General features: G+C 70.8%; 26 protein-coding genes, 2 pseudogenes and 1 riboswitch. Of the genes and pseudogenes, 18 read left to right on the top strand and 10 right to left on the bottom strand.

Annotation, left to right across the window (positions count from 1 at the left end; all coding sequences use genetic code 11):
• Positions 1-42: 42 nt before the first annotated feature.
• The 5 genes from ACZ7JA_RS27935 to ACZ7JA_RS27915 all read right to left on the bottom strand — a co-directional run bounded on the left by ACZ7JA_RS27935 (position 43) and on the right by ACZ7JA_RS27915 (position 5,435).
• Positions 43-1,284 (bottom strand): vanadium-dependent haloperoxidase, encoded by a 1,242-nt coding sequence (locus ACZ7JA_RS27935; RefSeq protein WP_470811065.1) that lies wholly within the window; start codon positions 1,282-1,284, stop codon positions 43-45.
• A gap of 83 nt (positions 1,285-1,367) precedes the next feature.
• Positions 1,368-2,837, bottom strand: a complete 1,470-nt coding sequence (locus ACZ7JA_RS27930) for an MFS transporter (protein WP_470811063.1) — start codon at positions 2,835-2,837, stop codon at positions 1,368-1,370.
• Entirely contained in the window at positions 2,837-3,073 is a 237-nt protein-coding gene (locus tag ACZ7JA_RS27925) for a hypothetical protein (RefSeq protein WP_470811061.1), read from the bottom strand. Before ACZ7JA_RS27925 ends, ACZ7JA_RS27930 begins: the two co-directional genes overlap by 1 nt.
• 35 nt (positions 3,074-3,108) lie before the next feature.
• Positions 3,109-4,407, bottom strand: coding sequence for an O-acetylhomoserine aminocarboxypropyltransferase/cysteine synthase family protein (locus ACZ7JA_RS27920; protein ID WP_470811059.1), 1,299 nt, complete (start codon positions 4,405-4,407; stop codon positions 3,109-3,111).
• Positions 4,408-4,412: 5 nt separating this feature from the next.
• Positions 4,413-5,435: an isopenicillin N synthase family dioxygenase gene (locus ACZ7JA_RS27915; protein ID WP_470811057.1), complete on the bottom strand. Its 1,023-nt coding sequence runs from the start codon at positions 5,433-5,435 to the stop codon at positions 4,413-4,415.
• Between the two features lie 558 nt (positions 5,436-5,993).
• Here ACZ7JA_RS27915 and ACZ7JA_RS27910 point away from each other — a divergent pair.
• From ACZ7JA_RS27910 to ACZ7JA_RS27850, 13 genes and pseudogenes are all read left to right on the top strand, one after another.
• On the top strand, positions 5,994-7,100 hold the full coding sequence (locus ACZ7JA_RS27910; protein ID WP_470811055.1) for an LLM class flavin-dependent oxidoreductase: 1,107 nt from the start codon (positions 5,994-5,996) through the stop codon (positions 7,098-7,100).
• A complete protein-coding gene (locus ACZ7JA_RS27905; RefSeq protein ID WP_470811053.1) occupies positions 7,097-8,497 on the top strand; it encodes an NtaA/DmoA family FMN-dependent monooxygenase in 1,401 nt (466 codons plus the stop codon). Before ACZ7JA_RS27910 ends, ACZ7JA_RS27905 begins: the two co-directional genes overlap by 4 nt.
• Before the next feature lie 16 nt (positions 8,498-8,513).
• Positions 8,514-8,648 (top strand): annotated as a pseudogene (locus ACZ7JA_RS27900) (LLM class F420-dependent oxidoreductase); the annotation flags it as partial.
• Positions 8,649-8,721: 73 nt separating this feature from the next.
• Positions 8,722-9,546, top strand: coding sequence for a DUF1684 domain-containing protein (locus ACZ7JA_RS27895; protein WP_351667131.1), 825 nt, complete (start codon positions 8,722-8,724; stop codon positions 9,544-9,546).
• A gap of 88 nt (positions 9,547-9,634) precedes the next feature.
• Positions 9,635-9,747: riboswitch (SAM riboswitch) on the top strand.
• A 34-nt stretch (positions 9,748-9,781) separates the two neighbouring features.
• On the top strand, positions 9,782-9,898 hold the full coding sequence (locus ACZ7JA_RS27890) for a putative leader peptide (RefSeq protein WP_023551189.1): 117 nt from the start codon (positions 9,782-9,784) through the stop codon (positions 9,896-9,898).
• A 271-nt stretch (positions 9,899-10,169) separates the two neighbouring features.
• Positions 10,170-11,735 carry an ABC transporter substrate-binding protein gene (locus tag ACZ7JA_RS27885; protein WP_470811050.1) on the top strand — a complete coding sequence of 522 codons (1,566 nt, stop codon included), beginning with the start codon at positions 10,170-10,172 and terminating at the stop codon, positions 11,733-11,735.
• Between the two features lie 3 nt (positions 11,736-11,738).
• Positions 11,739-12,698, top strand: coding sequence for an ABC transporter permease (locus tag ACZ7JA_RS27880; protein WP_403677670.1), 960 nt, complete (start codon positions 11,739-11,741; stop codon positions 12,696-12,698).
• Positions 12,695-13,618, top strand: coding sequence for an ABC transporter permease (locus ACZ7JA_RS27875; RefSeq protein ID WP_351667137.1), 924 nt, complete (start codon positions 12,695-12,697; stop codon positions 13,616-13,618). Before ACZ7JA_RS27880 ends, ACZ7JA_RS27875 begins: the two co-directional genes overlap by 4 nt.
• Complete coding sequence (locus ACZ7JA_RS27870) at positions 13,600-15,294, top strand: dipeptide ABC transporter ATP-binding protein (RefSeq protein ID WP_470811048.1); 1,695 nt, start codon at positions 13,600-13,602, stop codon at positions 15,292-15,294. The genes ACZ7JA_RS27875 and ACZ7JA_RS27870 overlap by 19 nt, the downstream gene beginning before the upstream one ends.
• Before the next feature lie 13 nt (positions 15,295-15,307).
• A complete protein-coding gene (locus tag ACZ7JA_RS27865) occupies positions 15,308-16,366 on the top strand; it encodes an LLM class flavin-dependent oxidoreductase (RefSeq protein ID WP_470811046.1) in 1,059 nt (352 codons plus the stop codon).
• Positions 16,363-16,803: a hypothetical protein gene (locus tag ACZ7JA_RS27860; protein ID WP_470811044.1), complete on the top strand. Its 441-nt coding sequence runs from the start codon at positions 16,363-16,365 to the stop codon at positions 16,801-16,803. Before ACZ7JA_RS27865 ends, ACZ7JA_RS27860 begins: the two co-directional genes overlap by 4 nt.
• Positions 16,800-17,585, top strand: a complete 786-nt coding sequence (locus ACZ7JA_RS27855) for a TSUP family transporter (RefSeq protein WP_470811042.1) — start codon at positions 16,800-16,802, stop codon at positions 17,583-17,585. The genes ACZ7JA_RS27860 and ACZ7JA_RS27855 overlap by 4 nt, the downstream gene beginning before the upstream one ends.
• A gap of 215 nt (positions 17,586-17,800) precedes the next feature.
• Complete coding sequence (locus ACZ7JA_RS27850) at positions 17,801-18,424, top strand: histidine phosphatase family protein (RefSeq protein ID WP_389451555.1); 624 nt, start codon at positions 17,801-17,803, stop codon at positions 18,422-18,424.
• A gap of 395 nt (positions 18,425-18,819) precedes the next feature.
• Here ACZ7JA_RS27850 and ACZ7JA_RS27845 read toward each other — a convergent pair whose 3' ends face one another.
• Complete coding sequence (locus tag ACZ7JA_RS27845) at positions 18,820-19,701, bottom strand: NAD(P)-dependent oxidoreductase (RefSeq protein ID WP_470811040.1); 882 nt, start codon at positions 19,699-19,701, stop codon at positions 18,820-18,822.
• Between the two features lie 96 nt (positions 19,702-19,797).
• Here ACZ7JA_RS27845 and ACZ7JA_RS27840 point away from each other — a divergent pair, with 96 nt between their 5' ends.
• The 3 genes and pseudogenes from ACZ7JA_RS27840 to ACZ7JA_RS27830 all read left to right on the top strand — a co-directional run bounded on the left by ACZ7JA_RS27840 (position 19,798) and on the right by ACZ7JA_RS27830 (position 20,594).
• Positions 19,798-20,151: a winged helix-turn-helix transcriptional regulator gene (locus ACZ7JA_RS27840; protein ID WP_351667151.1), complete on the top strand. Its 354-nt coding sequence runs from the start codon at positions 19,798-19,800 to the stop codon at positions 20,149-20,151.
• Positions 20,152-20,285: 134 nt separating this feature from the next.
• Positions 20,286-20,457: pseudogene (locus tag ACZ7JA_RS27835) on the top strand (transposase); the annotation flags it as partial.
• Positions 20,412-20,594, top strand: a complete 183-nt coding sequence (locus tag ACZ7JA_RS27830; RefSeq protein ID WP_450750544.1) for a hypothetical protein — start codon at positions 20,412-20,414, stop codon at positions 20,592-20,594. The pseudogene ACZ7JA_RS27835 and the gene ACZ7JA_RS27830, both read left to right, overlap by 46 nt.
• A gap of 806 nt (positions 20,595-21,400) precedes the next feature.
• Here the strand turns inward: ACZ7JA_RS27830 and ACZ7JA_RS27825 are convergent.
• The gene (locus ACZ7JA_RS27825) at positions 21,401-21,568 is read right to left on the bottom strand and encodes a hypothetical protein (RefSeq protein WP_470811038.1); all 168 of its coding nucleotides are present in this window, start codon (positions 21,566-21,568) and stop codon (positions 21,401-21,403) included.
• 409 nt (positions 21,569-21,977) lie between these two features.
• Between ACZ7JA_RS27825 and ACZ7JA_RS27820 the strand changes: the two genes are divergently transcribed.
• A complete protein-coding gene (locus tag ACZ7JA_RS27820) occupies positions 21,978-22,445 on the top strand; it encodes a hypothetical protein (protein ID WP_470811036.1) in 468 nt (155 codons plus the stop codon).
• A gap of 96 nt (positions 22,446-22,541) precedes the next feature.
• Here the strand turns inward: ACZ7JA_RS27820 and ACZ7JA_RS27815 are convergent, their stop codons facing one another.
• Positions 22,542-23,546: a helix-turn-helix transcriptional regulator gene (locus ACZ7JA_RS27815; protein ID WP_351667157.1), complete on the bottom strand. Its 1,005-nt coding sequence runs from the start codon at positions 23,544-23,546 to the stop codon at positions 22,542-22,544.
• A gap of 62 nt (positions 23,547-23,608) precedes the next feature.
• Here ACZ7JA_RS27815 and ACZ7JA_RS27810 point away from each other — a divergent pair, with 62 nt between their 5' ends.
• Positions 23,609-25,126 (top strand): MFS transporter, encoded by a 1,518-nt coding sequence (locus ACZ7JA_RS27810; protein ID WP_470811033.1) that lies wholly within the window; start codon positions 23,609-23,611, stop codon positions 25,124-25,126.
• 416 nt (positions 25,127-25,542) lie between these two features.
• Here the strand turns inward: ACZ7JA_RS27810 and ACZ7JA_RS27805 are convergent, their stop codons facing one another.
• Positions 25,543-25,845, bottom strand: a complete 303-nt coding sequence (locus ACZ7JA_RS27805; RefSeq protein ID WP_470811031.1) for a hypothetical protein — start codon at positions 25,843-25,845, stop codon at positions 25,543-25,545.
• A complete protein-coding gene (locus ACZ7JA_RS27800) occupies positions 25,842-26,186 on the bottom strand; it encodes a LexA family protein (RefSeq protein WP_470811029.1) in 345 nt (114 codons plus the stop codon). The genes ACZ7JA_RS27805 and ACZ7JA_RS27800 overlap by 4 nt, the downstream gene beginning before the upstream one ends.
• Between the last annotated feature and the right edge of the window lie 84 nt (positions 26,187-26,270).

Here is a 26,270-nt window from a genome sequence, read left to right as displayed (position 1 = left end):
ACCGCGGATTGGGTGCCGCGCTGCCGTTGAGCGCTCGGAGGGTCAGCGTGGGGCGAGGAGCCGTCCCGCGTTCTGCAGGACGTACCGTGCCACGTTCGTGCCAAGCGTGATCCCTGCCTCGTCGGCCGACCGGGTGTGGATGCCGGAGAAGACCCGAGCGTCCACGTTCTCGTCCGCGAGCTGCTTCCAGGCGGTGTACGTCCTCGTCACCCCGGGCGCGGTGGGGCTGGTCAGGTCGAACGGGGCGGTACGCGGCCCGACCAGTGCCGACAGCACGGTCTGTGCGGCGCCCGCGTAGGTGTTGTGGCCGCTGGGGTAGTCCGGATGAGCGGGGGTGGTGTGCAGCGGCGTCCAGTCCGGGTCAGGGTCGATGGTGCCGGTGCGGATCGCGGTGACGGGACGCCAGCGTTCGTAGGTGTACTTGCTGTCGGAGGTGGCGATCTGTGTGTCCACCAGCGCCACGTGGAAGAGCGCGACCAGCCGCGCCTGCCCGGCGATCCCCTGGTCCGCGCGCGAGAGCGCCACCCGCAGCGGCTCGGTGTAGAGGGTGAGGGAGGAGCCCAGCCAGAAGGCGGCCGTCTCGGTCTGGCGGGCGCTGCGCACCGCGCTGTCCGCGGCACCGTACGCCCGCACCTCCGCGAGGTCGGCGGCGTAACGCCGGGAGTCGAGGGCGGGCGGCGGGCCGAGCCGGAACTGGTTCTGCGTTTTGAGCAGGAACGGCTTGGCGAGACGGTTGCCGTACTGGGCCGCCGGTGCGTAGTCGGGCGGCGTCGGCTGCCACACGCCCGGCGCCGCGGGCTTCACGGGATAGGGCGCGTTGACCGAGGCGGGATCCAGGCCGTCGCCCTCCCTCGACTTCAGGGCAAGATCGGCCTGCTTCTCCCCGGCTGCGACACCCCGCTCCTCAGCGGGGCCATCGGGGATCGCGTCGAGGGTCTCCCTGTACGTCGCGTCGAGCTGCTCCGCACGGCTCGGGACCAGTGTCACCAGCGCACGGTGTACGGCCCCGGCGAGCGCCGCCGGCTGATACACGCCGCGCTCGACGCCCGTGGGCACGCTCCGGGTGGCCCTGGCGGCCGCGAGCCAACTGATGGCCCACGTACGGCTGTTGGTGATCTGGGTGGATGCCCCGGCCGCCGCGACGGTCTCGGCGGTGGCGTCGTACCAGGCGAGGGACGTGGACGTACGGCCGGCAGCCGAGGCCTGGGGAACGGCGACGGACGCGGTCAACAGCGCCGCCGCACCCAGGACTACGAGGGCGGGCCGCATTCTGGTCGAACTCACGTGATCTCCTTCGGTTTTCGGTAGGGGTGAAAGAGCCGCTGAGGCATGAGGAGGGCGAGGTGCGACACCCGCGCCACGGGGAATCAGGTCGATTCCCTGGAACGGGGAACCGCGTCGGCGTGGCGCGCCTCCGCGGGTGCGGACAGGCGAGACGGCGGGACGGGGCGGCGCCTCGAGGACAGCAGCAGGGCCACGGCGAGCAGGCCCGCGCAGACACAGGAGGCCAGCGCATACCCCGACCGAGGTTGACCGTCTCCCGGGGGACCGGAAGCGGCGTGCAGATAGACCGCCGGGACGGCGCTGAGGCAGATGGCCGCCGCGATGCGCTGGGCCATCTGCAGGACGCCGCCGCCCACTCCCGCGGCCTCGGCCGGCGCGTGCTGCAGCACCTGGGTCTGGTTGGGCGAGACGGTGAGCCCTCCGGCGGTGCCGGACATCAGCTGCGTCCCCGCCAGTGTCATCGGCAGCGCCTCCGTCGGCGCGTAGAGCGCGACTGCCGCTCCCGTCAGAGCGGCACCGATGCCCAGGGTCAGTCCGACGGTCACCGTACGCGGTCCGATCCGTCGCACGAGCCGCCAGGCCAGGGCCGAGGAGACGCCCATCCCGACCGCCCCGGGGAGGGTGACCGCCGCCGTGAGCAGAGCGGACAGACCGAGGCCGCTTTGCAGGAAGACGGTGAGTACGAGGAACGCGGCCAGTGAGGAGCCGAACTGGGCCATGGCGACGGCTGTGCCCAGCATGTACGGCTTCGATGAGGTCAGCGCGGGGTGCACCAGCGGCTGACGGCCCCGCCGCACCCGCAGGCGCTGGTGCACGGCGAAAACGGCTGCCAGCACGCCCGCCGCGGTGCCCCACAGCAGTGTTTCTCCCCCGCCGTCCGGGGTGCGGATGAAGGGCACCATCAACGTCAGCGTGCAGCCGCAGAGCAGACCGAGGCCGAGGACGTCCAGCCGGGAGTTGTGGGCGGTGCGCCTGGGCGGGGGCAGCAGGCGGGCCGCGAGGATCAGGGTGAGCACCGCGCACGGAGTGCTCATCAACAGGCAGCACCGCCAGCCCTCCTCGGGGCCGAGTCCGGCGACGAGCCCACCGCCGAGTGGCGGGCCGAGGGCCGTGGCCACGCCGCCGGTGACCGCGTACAGGCCAAGCGCACGCCCGCGGGCCGGACCGTGGAAGACATCCTGCAGGGTGCCGAACACCTGCGAGTTGACGAGCCCAGCCGCAGCACCCTGGACCAGCCGGGCACCGATCAGGGTCTCCGGCTCATCTCCGGTCGCGGCCGTCACCCCGGCCAGGAGGAAGACCGCCACCCCGGCCATGAAGAGACGCTTGCGCCCGTGCAGGTCACCGAGGCTGCCACCGGGCACGAGGGCCAGGCCGAAGGCCAGCGAGTACCCGGCCACGATCCACTGGACGTCCGCCCCGGTGGCCCCGAGCGACTGGCGCATGCCGGGGATCGCGATGTTGAGCACAGCCTGGTCCAGCAGGGTCGTCGCGCCCGCCGCCATGCACACCAGCAGCACCCGTCGTGCGGCGCGGTCTTCTCCCGGGAGCACTACGCCCGCCGGGACGACCGCGGCAGGCCCAGGTGATCGCGCAGTGGGCGGCGCGTGCAGTAGGTGCGGAACCTGCTGCGGCGCCGCAGCCAGGGGATGACGCGCTCGGCGAAGGCGTCCAGGCTGCTCGCCCCTGCGTTCACCGGGTCGTCGGCCGCGCCGGTGCCACAGGCGATCGCGGCCAGGCCGGCGAGGACTGAGTCGGCGGCGAGCCGGAGGGCGGTGCTGCGGCGCATGGCGGACCGTGTTCCTCGGGTGCCGGCGACGGGGTTCATACGGCGGCTGCTCTCAGCCCTGCTTCGAGGTCGGCGATCAGGTCGTCGACGCCCTCGATCCCGACCGACAGCCGCACCAGGCCGGGGGTGGCCCCGGCCGCGGCCTGCTGACCGGCGTCCAGTTGGGCGTGGGTGGTGTGGGCGGGCTGGATGACGAGGCTGCGTACGTCGCCGATGTTCGCGAGATGGCTGAACAGCCTGACGCCCTCGACGAAACGCCGGCCCGCCTCCAGGCCACCGGCGAGTTCGAAGGCGAGGACCGCTCCGGCACCGCGCGGCAGATACCGCTTGGCCTGCGTCTGCCATGGGCTGGAGGGCAGGGAGGCGTAGTGCACCCGCGTCACCTGGGGCTGTTCCTCCAGCCATTCCGCGAGCGACTGGGTGTTGGAGACGTGCCGTTCGATGCGCAGGCTGAGCGTCTCCAGGCCCTGCAGGAGCAGGAAGCTGTTGAAGGGCGAGACGGCCGGTCCCAGATCCCGGACCAGGCGGGTACGCAGACGCAACAAGTAGGCGAGGCCGAGGTCGGAGAAGGAGTCCCAGAAGGACAGGCCGTTGTACGTCGGATCGGGGCGGGTCAGTCCCGGCCATCGATCGGGGTCGGCACCGAAGTCGAAGTGCCCGCCGTCCACGACGACCCCGCCGATACCGGTGCCGTGGCCGGAGAGGAACTTGGTGGTGGAGTGCACGACGATGTCGGCGCCGTGCTCGAACGGGCGCAGCAGGTAGGGCGTGAGCACGGTGTTGTCGACGACGAGCGGCACGCCGACCTCGTGGGCGATGCGGGCCACCGTCTCGATGTCGAGGACGTTGCCGCGTGGGTTGCCGATGGTCTCACCGAAGAACGCCTTCGTGGTGGGACGTACGGCCGTGTACCAGGCGCCCAGGTCGTCCGGGTCGTCGACGAAGGTGACATCGATGCCGAAGTCGGCGAAGGTGTGCTCCAAGAGGGTGCGGGCCCCGCCGTACAGGGACGACGAAGCGACGATGTGATCGCCTGCGCGTGCCAGGTTGAGCAGGGCGAGGCTCGTCGCGGCCTGGCCGCTGGCCACGGCGACCGCGGCCGACCCGCCCTCCAGGGAGGCGATCCTCTCCTCGGCCACCGCGGTGGTCGGGTTCGACAGCCGCGTGTAGGCGTGAGTGGTCAGGTCGGCCAGTTCGAAGGCCGCGGCGGCGTGCGCGGTGTCCCGGAAGACGTAGCTGGTGGCCTGGTGGATCGGCACCGCCCGGGCGCCGGTCGCGGGGTCGGGAACGGCGCCGGCATGCACCTGACGGGTCTCGAAGGCCCAGTTGCTCATGGGTTCTAGGCCTCCCGTTTCACCAGGACGTCGGACCACCAGCGCTCGGCGACCCGCGGATGCGAGCGGAGCCAGCCGACGACCGCGTTCTCCCCGAAGGCCGCGAGCAACGGGCTGTCCGGGTCGTCGGTCACGCCACGGCTCAACGCCGCTAGCTCCGGGGGAAGTTGCAGCGGCTGGACAACCGCGTCCAGGCGCGGACCGAGGAAGAAGGGGGTCGAGTAACGGTGAACACCGGGCAGCGAACTGACCACCCGGTGCTGAGTGGCCTTCAGATAGCCCTGGGTGGCGATCTCCAGCATCTCACCGATGTTGAACACGAACGCGCCGGGCACGGGTACCGCGTCGATCCACTCGCCGTCCTCGCGCTGCACCTGGAGCCCGCCGACCTCGTCCTGCTGCAACAGCGCGAGATAGCCGTAGTCCTTGTGCGCACCCACGCCCTGGTCTGTGCCCTCGGCGACGCGCGGCGGATAGTGCACGATCTTCACGTGCACGGCCGCCTCGTCGTCGAACCACTGGTCGAAGTAGCCCTCGTCCTGCCCGAGCGCCGCGGCGAGCGCCCGCAGCACCTCACGACTCACCCGCAGCGCCTCCGCCTGCCAGCGCAGCACGATGTCCCGCAGCTCCGGTAGGGCGGAGGGCCATTGGTTGGGGCCGATCAGGCGCAGATAGTCGGGATCGTCCGGGCCGGTCTCGAGCGCTGCCCGCTCCGGGCCGATGTCGATCTGCTCGCGCCAGTCGGCGCTGCCCCCCGTGTATTCGGTGCCGGTGCGCGTATAGCCGCGGAACTGCGGTGAGTTGAGGTTCTCGATCTCCAGCCGCTGCTCTTCCGGCAGCGCGAAGAAGCGGCGGGCCGCGCTCAGTACCTCTTCCCGCAGTGCCGCTGACACACCGTGCCCGGTGACGTAGAAGAAGCCCACCTCGTGGGCGGCGGAGCGGAGTTCGGCGAGGAGAGCGTCACGGTCCGCGTCCGGGGCGCGGAAGCGGGAGATGTCGATGACAGGCAAGGCTGTGGACTGGGCCATGGGAGATTCCTTCACGGCAAGGCCGACACGCGCGCTCCACAACTACGCCCTGAAAATGTCTAGTTGAGGGCGAAAGGAGGCAGCAGGCAGAAAGAGATGAACGAGATCGCGAGCCGTCGAATGGCGGTCAGCAACAGACCTGGTCGAACTGGTCGGCGCGGCGGCTCACCCAGAACGGGTCGAGCAGCACCGTGTGTGCCGTGCCAGTGGTCTCCATGGCCGGATCAAAGCACACTCGGAAAGATGAGTCCACCATGCGTCCCAGCGGGCGAGACGGCCCTGCGCCCATGGTCGACCTTGACATTCAGCGGGGTGGACGACATACGTTGAACGGGGAAGTTCCTGACAGGTGGAGGCTTCGATGCACGTACTGGGCACGGCACCGCGCGGTGCGTGCACTGGTGCGCGGCTGATCACCCGGCGGCATGTCGACTACTGCCGCACCTCCTCCGCCGTTTGTCCTTCCGTGCACGTCTGACCCCTGCCGGCTGTCTCGTCGTGGCCTGTGGCCGCGCGCGCTCGCGTTTTCGTGCTCCCGTGTTCCCGGAAGGAACCCCATTGTCCGGCTCTGCCCTGCACCTCGCCGTCGAGCTCGACGGCGACGGCGCCCACCCCGCGGCCTGGCGCCGCGCCGCCCACTCCCCCGATCAACTGCTCACGCCGCGCCGCGTGGCCCGGGTCGCGGCCATCGCCGAGAACGCCGGGTTCACCCTGATCACCCTGGACGACGGCGTGCTGCCGCCGAGCGCCGCACCGGATCCGGTGGGCCGGATCGGCGCAGTCGAGCGGGCGGCTTTCGTCGCGGCGTCCACGAGCACCATTGGGATCGCGCCGGTCGTCCCGGTCACGTATGCGGAGCCCTTCCACGTCTCCAGTCAGTTGGCGTCCCTGGACCACATATCCGCCGGTCGCGCCGGGTGGGTGGTGACGGAGGAGGAGCGTCCCGAGGCGGCCCGGGCCTGGGGGCGCCCGCTCGTCGCCGGCGCCGACGCGCGGGCCCGGGAGTCCCGTGACGGGATCGAGGTGGCCCGCGCCCTGTGGGACTCGTGGGAGGACGACGCGGTCGTCCGGTCCGTGGCCACCAGCCGCTACCTCGACCGCGAACGGCTCCACTACGTCGACTTCACCGGTGAGACGTATGCCGTCAAGGGCCCGGCCATCGTGCCGCGCCCGCCCCAGGGGCAGCTTGTCGTCCTGGGCCGTCCGGACCGGGTTCCCGACGCACAGCTCGACGTCGCGCTCGTCACAGGGCGCGACCTCGCGTCGGTCGCCACGGCCGCCGCAGCCGCCGGTACGCCCCGCGTCTTCGCGGAGGTCGAAGTGGCACTGGACACACCTGAGGCCACAGCCGCCGAACGCGTCGCAGATCTCGAACGACACGCGGAATGGACCGACCGGGGAAGGCTGCGGCACATCGGCCCCGCCAACCAACTCATTGCCTTGCTTAGTGAATTGGGCCGTCACGTCGACGGCGTACGGCTGCATCCGCTGGTGCTGGACGAGGACCTGTCCGTCCTCTCCCGCCTCGTCCTGCCGGACCTGTCCGAGCGGCGTCTTGTCGCCCGTCCGGTGCCCGGCACGTCCCTGCGCTCGACCCTGGGTCTGCAGCGCCCCGCCAACCGCTTCGCCACCGCCGCCGCGGCCGCCCCGGAGGACGCCCGATGACCCGCACCGACCCCCTCGACGTCCCCCGGCCCGAAGCCCAGCTCCACTTCGGGGTGTTCTTCCAGGGCGTCAACCACTGGACCATCTGGTCCGCCCCCGACAGCGGCTCCCAGATCGACCCAGCCTCCTTCCGCCGGGTCGCCCAGACCGCCGAACGCGGCCTGTTCGACGCCTTCTTTCTCGGTGAGGGGCTGCGGCTGCGTGAGGTCGACGGCAGGATCCACGACCTCGACGTGGCCGGACGGCCGGACGCCATCACCCAGCTCGCCGCGCTGGCCGCGGTCACCCGCCGCATCGGCCTGGTCTCCACGTCCAACTCCACCTTCAACGAACCCGCCGATCTGGCCCGCCGCCTGTCCGGTCTGGACCTGCTCTCCGAGGGCCGCGCCGGCTGGAACGTGGTGACCACGGACAACGCCTGGACCGGCGCGAACTTCCGCCGCGGCGGCTACCTCGACCACGCCGACCGCTACCGGCGCGCCGAGGAGTTCCTCACCCTGGCCCGCGCCCTCTGGGACGGCTGGGAGGACGGGGCAGTCGCCGACTCCATCGGCGCGCCCGCCTGGGCGGCGCCCGGCGCCGTACGCCAAGTGCGGCACAAGGGAACGCAGTTCGACCTCGACCTCGCTCCGACCCTGCCGCGCAGCGCCCAGGGTCATCCGGTGATCTTCCAGGCCGGTGACTCCGGTGAGGGGCGCGACTTCGCCGCCCGCAACGCCGACGTCATCTTCTCCGCGCACGGCACCGACTTCGACGACGCACTGGCCTTCGCCGACGACATCCGGCGCCGGCTGCGCGCGGTCGGGCGGCCCGAAGACGATCTGCGGATCCTGCCCGGCACCGAGATCATCATCGGCGCCACGGAGGAGGAGGCTCAGGAGAAGAAGCGCTGGGTCCGGCTCCAACAGGTCACCCATGCAACGGCCTTGGGGATCGCCGGGCTGCTGTGGGGCATCGACCTGTCGGACCACGACGCCGACGGCCCCTTGCCCAAGGAGGACCCGGTCGTCACCGAGAACGACGGCTCCTTCGGTGCTCGGCGCGTCGCCGACCCGCGTGCCGTCGTCGCGGAGTGGCGGGCGAAGGCGGAGGCGCACGGCTGGTCGCTGCGCGAGACCGTCATCGCGCTGGGCCCGCAGCGCGGGCACGTCGGCACTCCGTCCGGCCTCGCCGACAAGTTCGCCCACTATGTACGGCACGGCGCGGTCGACGGATTCAACGTCACGCCGTACCTCATCCCCGACGGCCTCGACGACATCGTCGACCTGCTCGTCCCGGAACTGCAGGAACGCGGGATCTACCGCACCGAATACACCGGCAACACCCTGCGCGAGAACCTCGGCCTGCGCGCACCCCTCACCCACCGGTCCGCACCGCGCCAGCGGCAGGCGGGCTGAACCTCCGGCCCGGCGCGACGAGAAGACGTTCGAGGCCGAGGTGCGCCGTCACGACGCGGGCGCCACCGAGGTCGTGTTCTCGGTCACCGAGATCGCGGGAGCAGCCGACCGCCGACGCACCTGGCGACTCCTCGGCGAACTGGCCGGCTGAGTACACCCGTCGGCCCGACAACCCCTTGCATCCCCTGCCCGAAGGCACCCCCGGCACAAAGGAGATTCCCCATATGACCACCGAGGCCACCACCACGGACCTCCACGCCTTCACCGAGACCTGGCTGGAGTGGTACCGCAGCCAGGATGCCCGGCTCGCCGCCCCGCACGGATTTCTGGCGGTCACCGGCCTGCACTGGCTCGACGACCGGCCCCAGCGCTTCCCGGACGCGCCCGGCTCGTGGCACACCGGCCCCGAAGGCGTCGTCGTGGACCTCGACGAGGGAGAGGAGCTGGTCGTCGACGGGACGCCGGTGCGCGGCCAGCACCGCTTCGGCGTGCTGCCCGAGCGCGGCGGCGTCGACGCCGTCTGGGGAGACGCCGTCATCGAGGTCGCCAAGCGCGGCGGCAACGACATCGTGCGCCCCCGGCACCCGGACGCGCCGCTGCGCACGGCTTTCACCGGCACGCCCGCCTACGCCCCCGATCCGCGCTGGGCCGTGCCTGGCCGCTACATCCCCTTCGACACACCGCGGCCGACCACCGTGGGCGCCGCGGTCGAAGGCCTTGAGCATGTGTACGACGCTCCGGGCAGGGTCGAGTTCGAGCTCGACGGGCGCCCGCTGTCGCTGACCGCATTTCCCGGCCCTGGTGCGGGACGGCTGTTGGTGCTGTTCACCGACGCGACCTCCGGGGTCACCACCTACGCCGCCAACCGGTCCCTGGCGCTCGATCCGCCCGCCGCCGACGGCACGGTCGTCCTGGACTTCAACCGCGCCGCGAACCTGCCGTGCGCCTACACGGACCTGGCCACCTGCCCGCTGCCCCCGGCCGAGAACCGGCTGCCCGTGGCGATCGAGGCCGGCCAGAAGATCCCCCGCGAGCGTGGAGGCTCCTGAGCCGGACGCACTCACGCCCCGACTCCCCTGACGGAGCGTCCTTTTGCGCCATTGACGCACGCCAAGACCGCTCCGTAGGATCACGAACGGCATTGAGTGTCAGCGTCAAGCCCTGGCTCGCTGACCGGCAACCCTCCCGCGCGGTGGGGTGCTCCAGGTGAAAGCCCGGCGGGATCACCGACGATCCCGCAAGCGCGTGGCCCCGTGACCGGGGCCGGATAGGCGGAGGACCGATATGCGGCACGGTGGTGACCTCAGCGCCCGTTTCGCCGGCGCCACCGTGTTCTCCCGGCTCTCGCGTCGGCGCCACATCGACCTCAAGCGCTCGACCAGCTGTCTCTGTCAGGCCTGACGGGTCTTCCCGCCCCAGGCCGCGGTACGACACCTGTCGTCGCCGCACCCGCCTGCGCCTGATCTCCGCCTGCCTTTGATCCTCCCTTTTCCCTCTGATCCCCGCCTGCACAGCGCCCCCTCGGCACCGGCGTCGCGCCGGCCGGGGCCGCATGCCCACGCACGGCCATGCCTCGTACGGCGTCCGTGCCTGGTGACACGAGTTGGAGAAGCCCTCCGTGACTGCACTTTCCCATGTCAGATCCTCCCGGTGGGCGGCACTGACCGCCCTTGTGACCACCAGTGTTCTGCTGAGCGCCTGCGGCTCCGGCGGCGGCGATTCCGGCAGCGGCGCCGGGCAGCCCAAGTCCGGCGGCACCCTGACCTTCGCGGTGGGTTCGGACGCCGGCTGCGTGGATCCGCAGCAGGTCGCCAGCAACGAGACCATCTACTCGGTGCGCCAGGTCGTGGACTCCCTGACGGACCAGGACCCCAAGACCGGCAAGATCGTGCCGTGGCTGGCGAAGAGCTGGGATGTCAGCTCCGACGCCACGACGTTCACGTTCCATCTGAGGTCGGGCGTCACCTTCAGCGACGGCTCGAAGCTGACCGCGCAGGTGGTCAAGGACAACTTCGACGCGGTGCCGAAGCTCGGCGCCCTGGGGACGCTCGCCGAGGGCTATCTGAGCGGCGTCAAGAGCACCACCGTGGTCGACCCGCTCACCGTGAAGGTGACCTTCAGCCAGCCCAACGCCCAGTTTCTTCAGGCCACTTCGACACACTCGCTGGGGATCGAGTCCTCGGCGAGCGTGAAGAAGACCCCGCAGCGGAAGTGCAGCGAGGGGGTGATCGGGTCCGGGCCCTTCGTGCTGAAGCAGTACGTGCAGAACCAGTCCCTCACCCTCGCCAAGCGCACCGGATACGCCTGGGGTTCCTCGCTGTGGTCCAGGAAGGGCGAGGCGTACCTGGACAAGCTGGTGTTCAAGGTGGTGCCGGAGGCGGGTGTGCGGGCCGGCAGCCTGCAGTCCGGCCAGGTCGACGCCGTCTCCAGCGTCGGCAAGGCCAACGAGGCGGCCCTCAAGGGCGGCCAGGTCACCCTCCAGCGACGGGCCAACCCCGGCGTCGTGTTCGGTCTCGGCCTCAACAACTCACGGCCGCTGCTCAAGGACGCCAAGGTGCGCCAGGCGATCCTGTACGCCGTTGACCGGCAGCAGATCGCCGACACCGTGTTTCCGACCGGCACCCGCCCGGCCACCAGCGTCCTCGCGCACACCACGCCCGACTACACCGACTTCGCCTCCGGCCTGACCTTCGACGCCGCCGCGGCCAAGTCCTCGCTGGACGGGGCCGGCTGGAAGACCGGCAGCGACGGCATCCGCGCCAAGGACGGCAAGAAGCTCAGCCTGACCATCAAGTGGTTCCCCAACGCGGCCACCAACCAGCCCGCGCTGGAGCTGATCCAGCAGCAGCTCAAGGCCGTCGGCGTCGAAGTGGTTCTCAAGCAGCTCCAGATCACGCAGTTCGCCCCGACCCTCCAGTCGGGTGACTACGACGCGGTGTGGGGCAACGTGACCCGTGCCGACCCCGACATCCTGCGCAGCTCCTTCTCCACCAAGCTGGCCAACTTCTACCGCCTGCCCGTCAGTTCCCTTGACACCGCCCTGTCCGACCAGGCCGCAACCGTCGATGGGGCCAAGCGCAGGCAACTGGTCACCCAGGCGCAGCGGTTGATCGTGCAGAACGCCCACTACGTGCCGGTGGTTGAGCTCCAGACCCAGTTGGGCGTGGCGAAGAAGGTGCACGACCTGAACTTCGACGCCTCCAGCCGGATCCAACTGCACGACACCTGGATCGGCTAGCGCATGCGCCGCTATGTGATCAAGCGGCTGGCCCAGGCGGTCGGGGTGCTGTGGGCGGCCTACACGGTCTCGTTCCTGGTGCTGGACTATCTGCCGGGCGACCCGGTCACGGCGATGGCCAGCGCTGGTATGGACTCGGGGCAGGTCGACCCGAAGCAGCTCGCCGCCCTGCGGCACGAGTACGGCTTCGACAAGCCGGTGCTGGTGCAGTACGCCGAGTACCTCGGCCGGGCGGTGCGCGGGGACTTCGGCGACTCGGTGTCCACCGGTCGGCCGGTGACCTCAACGCTGGCCGATGCGCTGCCGCAGACGCTGCAGCTGACCGGCGCGGCCCTTTTGCTCGCGGTGCTCCTCGGCGGCGGTCTGGCGGTGCTGGCGACCTACACCGCCCAGCGCTGGCTGCGGCAGCTGCTGCTGTCGCTGCCGCCGCTGGGGGTGTCCGTCCCGACGTTCTGGGTGGGGCTCCTGCTGGTCGAGTTGTTCTCGTTCCGGCTGCGCTGGTTCCCGGCGTTCGGCAACGACGGATTCAAGGGGCTGGTATTGCCGGCGCTTACGCTGGCGGTGCCGACGGGCGCGCAGGTCGCGCAGGTCCTCGCCAAAAGCCTGCTCACCTCGCTCGACCAGGCGTATGTGGAGACCGCGCGGGCCAAGGGCGCCGGGCGGTGGCGGGTTCATCTGCGGCATGCGCTGCGCAACGCGTCCCTGCCGGCCCTGACGGTCGTCGGCTTGCTGGTGGGGCAGCTGATCGCCGGTTCGGTCGTCGTCGAAACGGTGTTCTCCCGCGACGGCCTCGGCCGGGTCACCGCGGCGGCGGTCACGGCCCAGGACATCCCGCTGGTCCAGGGGGTGGTGGTCTTCGGTGCGCTGATCTTCGTGACGACGAACCTGGTCATCGACCTGGTCTATCCACTCCTGGACCCGCGGATCGTGGTGGCCTCGGGCAGAAGGGCGGTACTCACATGAGCCAGAGCCTTGTCGACGACCCCGCCGAAACAGCACTGGGACCGGCCCGCCCGGTCGAGGCGGGGCCGAAGCCTGATCCCGGGCGCCGCGTGGACGTACGACGGTTGCTGCGCTTCGTGGTACGCCGCCCGGGGCTGCTCCTGTCCGTGACCCTCCTCGTGCTGGTGGTGCTGGCCTCGTTCTGGCCGGATCTGTTCACCTCCCAGGACCCGCTGAAGGGTGTGCCGTCGCAGAACTTCCGTGCTCCGAGTGGCAGTCACTGGTTCGGCACCGACGAGTTGGGCCGCGACGTGTTCTCGCGGGTCGTCCACGGCGCCCAGCTGTCACTGAAGGCAACGCTGATCGCCGTGCTGGTCGCGTTCGTGGTCGGCGGGCTACTCGGGGTGGTCGCCGGCTTCGTGGGCCGCTGGGTGGACGACCTGCTCATGCGCTTCGTCGACGTACTCCTGTCCATCCCCGCCCTGTTCATGTCCCTGGCCCTGGTCACGGCTCTCGGCTACGGCACGGTGAAGGTGGCAGTCGCGGTCGGCATCGCCAGCGTCGCCGCGTTCGCGCGGGTGGCGCGCTCAGAGGTGCTGCGGGTGCGGCAGGCCGTCTTCGTCGAGGCCTCACGCGCCAGCGGAGCACGCTGGTACTCGGCACTGGGCCGCCATGTGCTGCCCAACGCGGCAGGCCCGGTGATCGTCCTGGCCACCCTCGACTTCGGCTCCTCCATCCTGGCCGTGTCGGCCCTGAGCTTCCTCGGCTACGGCGCTCCCCCGCCGGCTCCGGAATGGGGAACCTTGATCTCCGACGGCCGCAACTACCTCGCCAACGCCTGGTGGCTGACCGCACTGCCCGGGCTGGTGATCGCCGCGACCGTACTGGCCACCAACCGCATCGCCCGGGCGCTGGACGGCGAATGGTCCCGGCAGCGATGACCGACGAGCGTGAGAAAGGTGAGGACGTGACCACACCACTGCTGGAGATACGCGACCTGTCGGTGTCGTACCGCACCCGGGGCGGCACAGTCCAGGCCGTCCGCGGCGTCGACCTCGACGTGTGGCCGGGACAGGTGACCGCGGTGGTCGGCGAGTCCGGCTCCGGCAAAAGCACGACCGCGCACGCGATCACCCGGCTCCTGTCGGCGAACGGCAGCATCGACGCGGGCACCGTCCGCTTCGGCCGACACGACCTGGCCACCCTGTCGGAGGCGGAACTGCGCACCGTACGCGGGGCACGTATCGGACTGGTCCCCCAGGATCCGACGGTCTCCCTCAACCCCGTCAAGCGCATCGGCGACCAGGTCGCCGAAGTGCTGCGCATCCACGGTCTCGCAACCCGCCGCTCGGCCCCCGCAGAGGCGATCGCCGTCCTGGACCGGGCCGGACTGCCCGACGCGGCCACCCGCGCCCGGCAGTACCCGCACGAACTGTCCGGCGGCATGCGGCAACGCGCCCTGATCGCCATCGCCATCGCCGCGAAACCCGAGCTGATCATCGCCGACGAGCCCACCAGCGCGCTCGACGTCACCGTGCAGCAGGTCATCCTCGACCATCTCCAGCGCCTGACCGAGGAGTCCGGCACGGCGATCCTGCTCGTCACCCACGACCTCGGGGTCGCCGCCGACCGGGCCCAGCGCCTGGTAGTGATGTCCCAGGGCAAGGTCGTCGAGGCGGGCCCCACCCGCGACATCCTCGCCGACCCGCGGGACGACTACACCAGGCATCTGCTGACCAGCGCCCCCAGCCTGACCACCGCCCGGCCCCGCACACCAAGCCCCGCCGTCCCCAAGCCCGAGACGGCACCCCTGGTCGAGGTACGCAACCTGGTCAAGGAGTACAGGCTCCCCCGCACCAGCAACGGCCCCCGAACCCTGCGCGCCGTCGACGACGTCAGCTTCACCCTTCACCGGGGCCAGACCCTTGCTCTGGTCGGAGAGTCAGGGTCGGGCAAGTCAACCACCGCCCGCCTGATACTCCGCCTCGCCGACGCGACGTCCGGACGGATCCTCTTCGACGGCGTCGACGTCACCACCGCCAAGGGCGCCCAAGCCAGGCAACTTCGCCGCCGCGCCCAGCTTGTCTACCAGAACCCCTACGCCTCGCTCGACCCCCGGTTCTCCATCGGCGAGGTGATCACCGAACCGCTGCGCGCCTTCAAGATCGGCGACCGCGCCTCCCGGCTCGCCCTGGCCCGAGATCTGCTCGACCGGGTGGCACTTCCGGCCGCGACGCTGGAGCGCCGTCCGGCGGAACTGTCCGGCGGACAGCGGCAGCGCGTGGCCATCGCTCGTGCTCTCGCCCTCTCCCCCAACCTGGTGGTCTGCGACGAACCAGTCTCCGCGCTCGACGTGTCCGTGCAGGCCCAAGTCCTAGATCTGCTGGCCGAGTTGCAGGCCGGTACGGGAGTGGCGTACCTCTTCATCTCCCACGATCTGGCCGTCGTACGGCAGATCGCGCACCAGGTCGCCGTCATGCGGGCCGGCCGCCTCGTCGAGACGGGTCCGCCGGAAGAACTGTTCACCCGCCCCCGCCACGCATACACCCACGAACTACTCGCGGCCATTCCCGGCGGCCGCGTCCCCACCCTCGCCGCCGAGACCACCACGAGCTGAGGACCACGGTCGCATGAGCACTCCCACCATCACCTCATTGGCCTTTCTCACCCCGGGCAATTTCGCCGACGACGACCCGTACACCGGCCTGGAGGAGACACTCCGACTCTTCGAGTACGGTGAACGGCTCGGCTTCGACGGCGCCTGGATCCGCCAGCGCCACCTCGAACACGGCGTCGGCTCAGCTGCCGTATTCCTCACCGCGGCCGGCCAGCGCACCGAGCGGATCGAGCTGGGCACCGCGGTCATCCCTATCGGCTACGAAAGCCCGTTCCGTCTGGCCGAAGACCTGGCGCTTGCCGATGTGCTGTCCCGCGGCCGCCTCCAGGTCGGCTTCAGCACCGGCATGCCGCACGCCGACCTGCTCGGCGACCTCGTGTACGACGGCGACTGGCGCAGCTTCGACCTGTCATACGGCAGGATTGCCCGCCTCGTCGACAACCTGCGCGGGGACTATCTCGGCGACCCGCACACGGTCATCCGTTCGCCCGGCAACGTCCAGCGCCCGCGCCTGCAGCCTCACAACCCCGGCCTTGTGAAGCGGATCTGGTACGGCGGAGGCAGCCTGCGGTCGGTCCGATGGGCCGCTGAAAACCGTCTCAACCTGCTGTCCGGCAACATCGTCTCCGGCGAAGACACCGACGACTTCACCACGGCCCAGCTGAACCTGCTCCGCGAGTACCGGCACCGCCTGGACGACAACCGCCCGGCGGCGCGGGTGGCGCTGGGACGGGTGATCGTGCCGTTCGACAGCGCGGAAGGTGCCACCCGGGCCCGCTACCGGGACTACGCGGCCAGTCGGCACGAGCGCACGCTGAAACCGCAGACCCTGGGGGCGATGGGCCCGAAGCGATTCCTGTTCGCCCCGGACGTGGTCGGCACCGCGGAGCAGATCCTGGAACAGCTGACGACCGACCCCGTCCTCGCACAGGTGTCGGAGCTACGCCTGGAGCTGCCGTACGAGTTCCATCGTGAGGAGTACGAACAGATCCTGCACGACGTCCGGCACCTGATCGCCCCCGAGCTGGGCTGGCGCCCCGCTTCCTCGGCGCTTCAGCAGGCGGGCCAGTGAGCCCTGGTCCCGAGCGCCCGGTCCGGCTCCAGGCTCATGCCCGCGAGCCGCTCGCCGAGGCCCACCGTTTCCCGGGTATCGGGGCGTACGAACTGCTGGCCGCCAACACCCACTACGCCGTGGAACCGGAGGCGGCCGCCAACCGCTCGTTCCCCGACCTCGACCTCGCACCGCGCGACAACACCGGCAAGGCGCGCTTCAGCGGAGACGTCGAGATCCTGCGTTCGGTCGAGAGCGGGCGAAGGCGGCTGTTCTTCGAATGGGCCAACCGGGGCAGCAGTCGGGCCCTCGGGTACTTCTGCGATGCCTCACGCACCGACCGGCCACGCACGCTCACCGACGCCGGAAACGGCTGTTTGATGCGGCTCGGCTGCACGCCGAGGGCCAACACTGCCCGCATCGAATCTCGGGTCACTACCGAGGGGGGCCAGCGGTGACCTGGTTGACGGGATGCGCCAGCTTTTCCGCCGGTTTGTTGATTGCGGTGGTCACCGCGCCGGTAGGGGTCTCGGGGGCGGTGTTCCTGCTTCCCGTGCAGCTGAGTGTGCTAGGCGTGCCGAGTCCGGCGGTCACGCCCACCAACCTTCTCTACAACGTGACGGCCGGCCCCGGCGCGCTGATCCGCCACGCCAGGAGCGGCCGTCTCGGCGGACCACTCACCCGCCGACTGGCCCTGGGGACGCTGCCCGGCGTGGTCGCGGGCGCGGTGATCCGTGTATTCGTCGTGCCCGGTCCCGGTGTCTTCCGGGCCTTGGTCGCCGTACTCCTGCTGCCTCTGGGCCTGTGGCTGTGCCTGCGCACGATACGGCCATCCCGCACGGACACAACCCGGCCCGCCTCTTCCGGTCCGGCCCTCACCACGCTCGCCCTGGCAGTTGGCGTAGTCGGCGGGGTCTACGGCATAGGGGGCGGGTCCATACTCGGGCCGCTCCTGGTCGGTCTCGGCCTACCGGTCACCGTGGTGGCTCCGGCGGCGCTGGCTGCCACCTTCCTCACCTCCGTCGTCGGCACCATCACGTACGCGCTGCTGGCCCTGACCACCACCGGTCCGATCGCCCCGGACTGGCTGCTGGGCCTTGCCTGCGGACTGGGCGGCCTGCTCGGCGGCTACCTCGGCGCCCATCTGCAACCGCACCTGCCCGAGACCGCGCTGCGGCTCCTTCTGGGCGGGCTCGCCGCGACGGTCGGCCTCCTCTACACCGTTCAGGCTCTGGCCTGAAGCATCGGCTCTCAGACCGCCGAGGTCTACCCTGGTACCTGCGAGCACGCAGACTCACGGGCCGCCGACGGCTTCCAGGTCCGGATTGAGACACGTCGTCAAGACCTTCGCGCTGATCCAGCTTGAGGCCCGACTCCCCCCTTTGTGGAACCGGTCCGCGTGGGTCGGCGTCCTTCCATGAGTCCGCAAGATCGACTTCGCTGAAGGACGCATCCATGCCCGGTACGGCCGCCCGCTACCTCTATCTCACCCGTCACGGCGAGGCATCCCTGGACGAGAGTGAACTGACGGATGCGGGCCGCCGCCAGGCTGCCCTGCTGGGGGAGCGGCTGCGCGGGGTTCCGCTGGCGGCGATCCACCACGGGCCACTCGCCCGTGCCGAACAGACCGCCCGGCTGGTCGGCGAACGGCTCGACGGCGTCCGCGTGCAGCTCTCCGAAGCGGCTGGCGACTACATCCCGTACCTGCCGGCACGTGAGGAGCTGCCGCCCGAGACAGCTGACGCCATGCTCGGGTTCCTGGACCAGTTCCCAGCCCAGGAGCGCGAGGACGGACCCCGGCTCGCGGCGGCCGCGTTCGAGGAGTTCACCGGACCTGTCATCGGCGACGAGCCGCGCCACGAACTCGTCGTCACCCACAACTTCCTCGTCGCTTGGCTCGTCCGAGCCGCCCTCGACGCGCCCAAGTGGCGCTGGATGGGCATCAACCATGCCAACGCGGCACTGACCGTCATCCGCTACACACCCGGCCGCCCTCCGGCGATTCTCCTCTTCAACGACACCGGCCACCTCCCCGCCGAGCTCCGCTGGACCGGCTTCCCGCAGGAGCTCCACATCTGAGGCCTGTAGGTGCGGTCGGTGTTGATCCATAGAAAGACGGATCCGATCCTGTCGAGACTGCGTTGGCCTCGATGACACGCTCTCGGCCGTCCGTGCCCAGGACGGCGTCGAAGTTCGCATGCCCGTCGGTGATGCCGAACGTACGACCATGCCGTTCGCCGGTGCCCCGCATCCACTGGTGACGCCTTCTCAGGTGGCGTCCATCGCGCCACTCACCCGCTCTTCCCTCTCCCCCAGGCCTGCCGCTGATGCAACGTTGGCCGATGCGTCGGCACTGGGGGCGCGGCGGGCGCCGCCACGAACGGCGGCCAGGAGCCTGAGCGCCCTCGGCGGGGACTGTGTCGGGCGTGAGGACTTCAACCAGCGCGATCGCCTCTGTGGCGGCGAGTGGCTGGTCAGTGCACCAGCAGGTCGATCACGCCCGTCAGGTCCTCCTCGCCGCTGCCCTCGGCCAGGCGGCGACGCATCAGCTCGAAGTAGGGCCTGAGCAGTTCCGGGCTGACACCTTGCTGCTCGGCGGTGCTCAGGAAGGTCGGCGTGCCGGCCACCTGCATGGCGAGGTTGGAGACGACGCCCTTGGTGTAGTCGCCGCTGCGCAGCTGGTCGGCGGTGTGGTGAACTGCCGGGGTCATCGCGACGAGCCAGTCGGCGAGCAGCGGGGCGAGTGCCGTGGGGTCGATGTCCTCCTTGCGGATCAGGGCGAAGGCGTGCGCGGCCCCGGCGAACATCCCGTACATGGCGCTTAGCAGGGCCACGTCGTGCAGGGCCGCGAAGCCCGCGTCCCCGCCGACGTAGGTGGTGTCGGCCGGGACGGCCAGGGTTTCCTGGTGCCGCTCGAACAGCTCCCGCGAGCCGCTGTAGAAGACGTAGCCGCCGGCTTCCGGGACGCCGATCATCGGAGGGACAGCCATGATCCCGCCGTCCAGGTAGCGGGCGCCGCGCTCGCGGGCCCAATCGGCGCGGGCGCGGGCCTGGGCTGGGGTGCTGGTGGTCAGGTTGACCAGGTCCCGGCCCGCCAGGTCGGCGCCGGCCAGCACCTCCTCGACCGAGGCGTCGTCCAACAGGCAAACGATGATCAAGGTGTTCGCCGCGACCGCCTCAGCGGCGCTGTCCGCGACCCGTGCACCTTCGGTGGCGAGTGCCGCGGCGCGGGCCGGGGTGCGGTTCCAGACCGTGAGCGGGTGGCCGACGGCGAGCCAGGTTCGGGCCAGGACGGTGCCCATTGCGCCGAGGCCCAACAGCGTGACGGAAGTCTTCTCACCAGTGTTGTGTGTCATGCCGATTAGGCTGGTCACCGGCCCCGGGATGATCAAGTACGCACTTGGTAGTGGGTGGTTACCCCGGGATGAGCGAGCACGTCGGAAGGGTGGGGCATGACGACGCTGAACCGGCCGGGCGCACCAGACGGACACGTCTGCGGGATCGACACCGCGATGGAGGTGATCGGCGGCAAGTGGAAGGTGCTGATCCTCTGGGCGCTCCACGAGCACCCCTACCGCCGCTTCGGCGAGCTGCGCCGGCTGCTTCCCGGCATCACCGAGAAGGTGCTGGCCTCTCACCTACGGGAGCTGGAGGCGGACGGCGTCGTGCGCCGCGTCTCCTATGACGAGGTGCCGCCCCGTGTCGAGTACTCGCTGACCGAGGACGGCAGGCGCCTCAACGACGCACTCCAGCCGCTGGCCGCCTGGGGGCGCGAACGGCCGACCACTCGAGGGCTGGAGTTGTGAGTGTGCTGGACATAGCCAATCGTTGATGGGGCCGCGCCCAGCACGGTTGCCTCGTTCCATGCCCAGTGGCAGCCCACGTGAGCAGGCCTACCCCTAGAGCGTGTCTCTTTGATCGGTTGGTCAGTTGATCGGATGTGTCCGTCCGATTAGTGATCACTGATGCGATGTGGGACCGGATCGAGCCGCTGATGCCGGCCGATCCGGTCCGCGGTCGGCGGTCGGCGGTGGGCTGATCACCGCCGAACTCTGGAGGCCATCGCATGGAAGTACCGCACCTGCTCGCCCTGGCGGGACTTGCCCGAGGAGCAGAGGTACCCGCTGTCATCGCCTTCGCCCGCCGCCGCGCCGACGTCCTCTGGGCCCTGCTGCGGGACGACCGCCCCTTCACCACCAGCTCACCAGCCAGGACACCGGCCGCTCCAGCAGCTCGACTCGGTCATTAAGACTCCGCCGACCTCAGTGGGTCACTTCCGGACGGTCGCCACTAGGTAGCAGCTGTTTCTGAACCCTGATCATCTGGATGGGGGCACCGGAAGACGTATCGTGATGCCGTGAAGAGGCGGCGCTGGTGGTCTGTGGTCAGCTTGTGGGCTATGTGGTGGGCGGCTATCACCGCTGTATTTTGGCTCTTGGGCAAGGTGCTCGGTCAGTCAGCGAGCCTTGTGGGGTGCGCGGCGAGTGCTGTGCTGGTGATCGTCGTAGGTGAGATCGGTGACGGAATGCGGCGCCGCTTCTTGCCTCGCCGCGAGGTGGGCTGATCAGCCTGTGCAAGCTGGTCGGATCGGGGCGCTGCCGATGGTGGCACGCCGCCGCAGCGGTGGCCTCGGAGTGGATGGCGCGCTTGGGGTGAGGTGGGCCGGCCCGTCTGTGGGCCGTGCGGGGGTGCCCAACGACCACCAACGCTGACAACCGTCGACAGCGAAGTCGCAGGCCCCAGCGTTGATCGATAACACGGCCGCAGGTCAGAGACCCAACCCTTCACTTCTTCGGCTACTGGTCGCACACCGCGGCGTTTGACTCGCCCATTGAAACTCCCGGCCAAAGTCGCTACGCCGACCGCGTGCGCTACGCCGGAGGCTGCCCTTAAAGCGCGCCTTAACTGAGAGCCTGACGTCGAATCGGTGTGCGTAGGGTGCCTCCCATCCCGTACACCGTCGCCCCAGACAGAGCGGGGCCCTGAACCACCGCGGCTGCGGTCCCATTTGGGGGGGCCGCACGCCGTGCCGCGTGTGCGTTGGGATCGGCTGACTCAGTGGCCGCCGCCACCGCCACCACCGCGGCCGCCGTAGCCGCCGCCACCGTGGTCACCGCCGTAACCGCCGTGGTCACCGCCGGAGCCGCCGTTGTCGCAGTTGCCACCCCACCAGTCGTCGCAGTCGCTGCTGTAGCCGCCGTGGTCGTAGGAAGAGGTGGGCACGGCAGCGGTACTTGCCGCGCCTATCGCGGTGCCGCAGCCACAGCGTCCCCGTCCGTAACTGGCCCGGGGCGTGCTCCGCGTCGCCCACCAGCGCGAGTGCCATAGCGGCGGAGGCTCGCAAGGCCTGTGCGGCGGCCGGTTCGTCCGGGCGATACGGCCCGTGTCCTGCGAGGGCCCGCACGCTGGTCGCGGCGGCGGCTCTGGGAGCCAACAGCCGGTGGACGTCCGTCTCCCCGTCACACAGGATGCGCAGAACCTCGGTGTCCCCGGCGGCAACGCGTTCCCGCAGGTAAGCAAGGGCAGGCTGCTTTGGTGAGAGCAGAGCATCCCGCGCACGCCTGGCGGCCCCTCCGGTCAGTCAGCGACAGCTCCGACGTCTTTCGGCGTCTCGGCGTCGGCCTGGGAGTGGGTGCGCACCCTCATCCGGCTCGCCGACGCCAGCCCCGCCCTGCGCAAGGTCTGGGCCGAGGTCTGCCAGGCGGAGGAGGGTGCACTCGCGGAGATCCTGGCCCACCGGCTGTCCACGTACGCGGGGCGGGCGGCGACCGCCGGGGAGGCCGGCAGCTCTGGTGGGACAAGCCGTACCGGTGTCTACGAGGACACCCACGACAACGTTTCCCACCCGGACTCGACCTCGGGCCCGGACCTGGACCCGAGCCCGCCCCCGGACCCGAGCCCGGACCCTGCGGCCCCCGCCGCCGCCCCCGTCCCTCCCCGTCTGCGCTTCGCTGCGGCGGTCGCGGGGGCGGCGATCCGGGTCGCCGTCGAGTCCTGGGCCGCCACCACCGAGCCGCCCACGGGCGCCGGCGGCCCGGCCACGCTGGCCCTGCACAACCTCGACGCGCTGGCCCACTTCACCTGGGAGGAGGCGAACTAGCCCCGGTCGGCGGCCGGTTGCTCCCACGCGCCCGCGCGGCACAGCCGGTCGTCCCGCCCAGGCGACTCACCCGGCCGTGCCCGTACCGCGCGCGGCTCACTTGGCAGTACCGCCCGCGCGGCTCACCCCGCCGTGCCCGGTCCCGCCCGCGCGGCTCAGCCGGTCGCCCAGTTCCCGCGCGCAGTCCGCCAGTTCGGCCGGCGACCGTACGGTGAACTCGCAGCCCACCATGGCCAGGCGCACAGCCAGCCACTCCGGCTGGTCCCCGCCCGCGCCGCGCAGCACGCACCCGCCCTCCCCGTCCGCCTCCGGTGCGCCGAGCCATTCCGGCAGCCGCGCCGACACCGTCTCCACGGGGGCGGCGAACCGGACCTCGTACTCGTACCGGTCGTGCCGCTGCCCGATGGACCGGCGCAGGTACTCCGCCGCGCCGCCCTCCGGCAGTTCCCGCGGCGCGAACCGCATCCCGGTGGCCAACGGCTCCCGCACCCGGTCGACCCGGAACGTGCGCCAGTCCTCCCGGTCGAGGTCGTAGGCGACGAGGTACCACCGGCGCCCGGTCGAGACGAGCCGGTGCGGCTCGGTCAGCCGCCGGGTCTCACCGCCCTCCTTGTCGCGATAGGCGAAGCGCAGCCGCTCCCGGCCCGCCACCGTCGACGCCATCACGGTCAGCGTCTCCGGTGCGATGCTCGCCCCGTCCCCGCTGGTCAGCGGGGTCGTCGCGGCCTGCAGTGTGGAGACCCGGTGGCGCAGCCGGGCCGGCAGCACCTGCTCCAGCTTCGCCAGCGCCCGCACGGATGCCTCGTCCACGCCCGCCACCGCGTGCCCGGCGCCGGCCCGCAGGCCGACGGCGATCGCCACCGCCTCCTCGTCGTCGAGCACCAGCGGGGGCATCGCCTTGCCCGCGACCAGCCGGTACCCGCCGTCCGCGCCCATCGTGGCCTGCACCGGGTAGCCCAGCTCCCGCAGCCGGTCGATGTCCCGCCGGACGGTACGGCGGGACACCCCTAGCCGGTCGGCGAGCTCGCCGCCGGGCCACTCACGCGGGGTCTGGAGGAGGGAGAGCAGCTGGAGAAGCCGGGCCGGGGTGTCCGTCGTCATGCCTTCGAGGATGCCGCACCACTAGGACACGATCTGACCTACTGGGGTCCTAGCTTGGACGCATGACCTCCACGGAACCAACCCTCAGCACACAGCAGGCACCGGGCGACCGCCGCCGCTGGTTCGCGCTCGCGATCATCATGGCGGCGGCCTTCATGGACCTCGTCGACGTCACGATCGTCAACATCGCGATCCCCTCGATCCAGCGGGACGCGGACGCGTCCCGCTGCCAGATCCAGTGGATAACCGCGGGGTACGCCCTCGCTTTCGCCGCCGGCCTGATCACCGGTGGCCGTCTCGGCGACATCCACGGCCGCCGCCGGCTGTTCCTCGTCGGTATCGGCGGCTTCACCCTGGCTTCGGCGCTGTGCGGGTTCGCCGCGAATCCGGAGATGCTGGTCGCCTCCCGCCTCCTCCAGGGCGGCATGGCGGCGATGATGGTCCCGCAGGTCCTGTCGATCGTGCACGCCACCTTCCCCGCCCACGAACGCGGCAAGGTATTCGGGCTGTTCGGCGCGATCGTCGGCCTCGGCGCGGTATCCGGGCCGCTGCTCGGCGCGCTGCTGACGGAGTGGAACCTGTTCGGTCTGGAGTGGCGGCCCATCTTCCTGATCAACCTGCCGGTCGGCGTCGTCGCCTTCCTGCTCGGCCGCCGCTACATCACCGAGTCCCGCGCGCCGAGGGCGCTGAAGCTGGACCTGGTCGGCGTCGCCCTGGTGACCCTCGGCCTGCTGATGCTGCTCTACCCGCTCACCCGCGGCCGTGAGCTGGGCTGGCCGCTGTGGGGCCACCTGTGCATGGCGGGCGCGCTGGTGGTCTTCGCGGTGCTGGTGGCCTACGAGCGGCGCAAGGCCGCCCGCGACGGCTCCCCGCTGATCGAGCTGTCGCTGTTCAAGGTCAAGAGCTTCGCCGCCGGCGTCGCCGTGCAGACCGTCTTCGGTGTCGCGCTCGGCATCTTCTTCCTGGTCTGGACGCTGTACATGCAGATCGGTCTCGGCTGGAGCCCGCTGCGGGCCGGCCTGACCGGTGTGCCGTTCTCGCTCGCGGTGTCCACGGCGGCCGGGATGTCGGTGCAGAAGCTGGTCCCGCGGTTCGGCCGCAAGGTGCTCCAGGCGGGCGCGCTGGTGATGGCGGCGGGTGTCCTCCTCTACATCTGGGAGGCCCACCGGTACGGTCTCGCCATCGCCTCCTGGCAGATGGCCCTCCCGCTGGTCGTCATGGGGGCCGGCATGGGGCTGATCGTCGCCCCGCTGACGGACGCGGTGCTCTCGGAGGTCCCGCGCGAGCATGCCGGATCGGCGTCCGGTCTCATCAACACCGTGCAGCAGATGGGCAACGCGCTCGGCCTCGGGCTGGTGTCCGTGGTGTTCTTCGGGGTGATCGGCGACCGGCTGACGCGCGCCCAGGTGGGGCCGGCCTTCGCGCACGCCTTCCAGAACGCGCTGTGGTGGGTCGCCGGGATCATGAGCGTGATCTTCCTGCTGATGTCCGCCCTCCCGAAGCGTCCGGCGCAGCACGTGGAGGGTGCGCCGGACGACGGGCTCCCGGCGACCGAGCGGGAGCCCGAACTGGTGGGCTGAGACCGGCAGGCAGGACGAGGGTCCGGCACCGCACAGGTGCCGGGCCCTCCGCCGTCCGGGCCGTTACGGCGAACGATGGGGACGGTGCCGGGCCGGGCACCAAGGGACGCAACGGTGGCCGCGTGGCTGCCTGGTCGGCGGGCACATGGCCAGCGGTGTTCGGGCGCCAGGGGGGTGGTGCCGGGCGGCGCGCCGCGGTAGGGGTTTTGCGCGGCGTGGCCCGGTTGTTGCCGGTCGCCCTCCGTGCCAGAGAGGGGTCCGGGGCGTTCAGCGGCTGGGTGTGACGTCGTGGATGGCGGTGTAAGTGGCGCATGCCCGCTCCCCCGGCTCGGGCAGCGGCGCGTCCGGCCCGGCACGAGGGCGGGGCCGGGCCGGACGCGGTGGTCGCCCCGTTGGTCAGGCGTCCAGGGCGGCGTTCAGGGTGTGCAGGAGCTCCTTGGCGCGCTCGTGGCGCTGATCGGGCAGCGCACCGGCCCAGATTGCGTTTTCGAGCAGGTAGATGACAGGGCTCGGGTGCTGGGTTCGGTGACGTCGAGGAGTGGGGACTGAAGGGGGGTGGCCTCGTCAGTGAGGGTGATCCGGGCACCGGGCAGGCTGCCGTACTCGCCGCCCCAGACACGGAAGTTCCTCCGGGCGACCGCCTCCGTTCCCCACCAGCCGCGCAGAACCAGGCGACCGTCACAGGTGAACAGCAGGTAGTAGTGGTCGGGGCTGGTCATGCCAGGCGGATCCCTCTACGCTGTCCGGGCTCCCGGACGATCGCGTGCTTCGTCTCCAGCTCGCCCAGCTGGTAGTGCACCGAGGCGCGGCTCCGCAGGCCCGCGGCCGCCCGGATCTGCGTGATCGTCGGAGCTTCGCCATGGGTGGCGATGTGCTCACGGATCAAGCGCAGGATCCTTTCCTGGGTGTCGGTGAGGTAGCCGACGCGATGCGTAATGCTAATCAGAGCGCGTGTTCGCGAGGCGGAGCAGCGTCGGGGCAAGGAGATGCGCTCAACCACCTCGCGGACGGGTTCACGGGTTTTGCCGCCCTCGCTGACGCGGGCCTGTGCTGTTCGCACTTCCTGTGCCCGGCGGCGGCGCACCGGACTGCAGTCCGAGCGACCCGCGTTGCTGTCGTGGGGGCGCTGGTGGAGGAAGGCGCT

The sequence above is a fragment of the Streptomyces sp. NPDC038135 genome (assembly GCF_055601245.1).
This window is presented reverse-complemented; position numbering and strand designations above follow the sequence as displayed.

Coding starts and splice junctions, on each gene's coding strand:
- ACZ7JA_RS27815 (WP_351667157.1), bottom strand. CDS start 23,546: ATGACGACGGACACCCCGGCCCGGCTTCTCCAGCTGCTCTCCCTCCTC.
- ACZ7JA_RS27895 (WP_351667131.1), top strand. CDS start 8,722: ATGACCACCGAGGCCACCACCACGGACCTCCACGCCTTCACCGAGACC.
- ACZ7JA_RS27805 (WP_470811031.1), bottom strand. CDS start 25,845: ATGACCAGCCCCGACCACTACTACCTGCTGTTCACCTGTGACGGTCGC.
- ACZ7JA_RS27880 (WP_403677670.1), top strand. CDS start 11,739: ATGCGCCGCTATGTGATCAAGCGGCTGGCCCAGGCGGTCGGGGTGCTG.
- ACZ7JA_RS27850 (WP_389451555.1), top strand. CDS start 17,801: ATGCCCGGTACGGCCGCCCGCTACCTCTATCTCACCCGTCACGGCGAG.
- ACZ7JA_RS27920 (WP_470811059.1), bottom strand. CDS start 4,407: ATGAGCAACTGGGCCTTCGAGACCCGTCAGGTGCATGCCGGCGCCGTT.
- ACZ7JA_RS27890 (WP_023551189.1), top strand. CDS start 9,782: ATGCGGCACGGTGGTGACCTCAGCGCCCGTTTCGCCGGCGCCACCGTG.
- ACZ7JA_RS27875 (WP_351667137.1), top strand. CDS start 12,695: ATGAGCCAGAGCCTTGTCGACGACCCCGCCGAAACAGCACTGGGACCG.
- ACZ7JA_RS27840 (WP_351667151.1), top strand. CDS start 19,798: ATGACGACGCTGAACCGGCCGGGCGCACCAGACGGACACGTCTGCGGG.
- ACZ7JA_RS27870 (WP_470811048.1), top strand. CDS start 13,600: ATGGTCCCGGCAGCGATGACCGACGAGCGTGAGAAAGGTGAGGACGTG.
- ACZ7JA_RS27925 (WP_470811061.1), bottom strand. CDS start 3,073: ATGCGCCGCAGCACCGCCCTCCGGCTCGCCGCCGACTCAGTCCTCGCC.
- ACZ7JA_RS27865 (WP_470811046.1), top strand. CDS start 15,308: ATGAGCACTCCCACCATCACCTCATTGGCCTTTCTCACCCCGGGCAAT.
- ACZ7JA_RS27905 (WP_470811053.1), top strand. CDS start 7,097: ATGACCCGCACCGACCCCCTCGACGTCCCCCGGCCCGAAGCCCAGCTC.
- ACZ7JA_RS27810 (WP_470811033.1), top strand. CDS start 23,609: ATGACCTCCACGGAACCAACCCTCAGCACACAGCAGGCACCGGGCGAC.
- ACZ7JA_RS27915 (WP_470811057.1), bottom strand. CDS start 5,435: ATGGCCCAGTCCACAGCCTTGCCTGTCATCGACATCTCCCGCTTCCGC.
- ACZ7JA_RS27845 (WP_470811040.1), bottom strand. CDS start 19,701: ATGACACACAACACTGGTGAGAAGACTTCCGTCACGCTGTTGGGCCTC.
- ACZ7JA_RS27830 (WP_450750544.1), top strand. CDS start 20,412: ATGGAAGTACCGCACCTGCTCGCCCTGGCGGGACTTGCCCGAGGAGCA.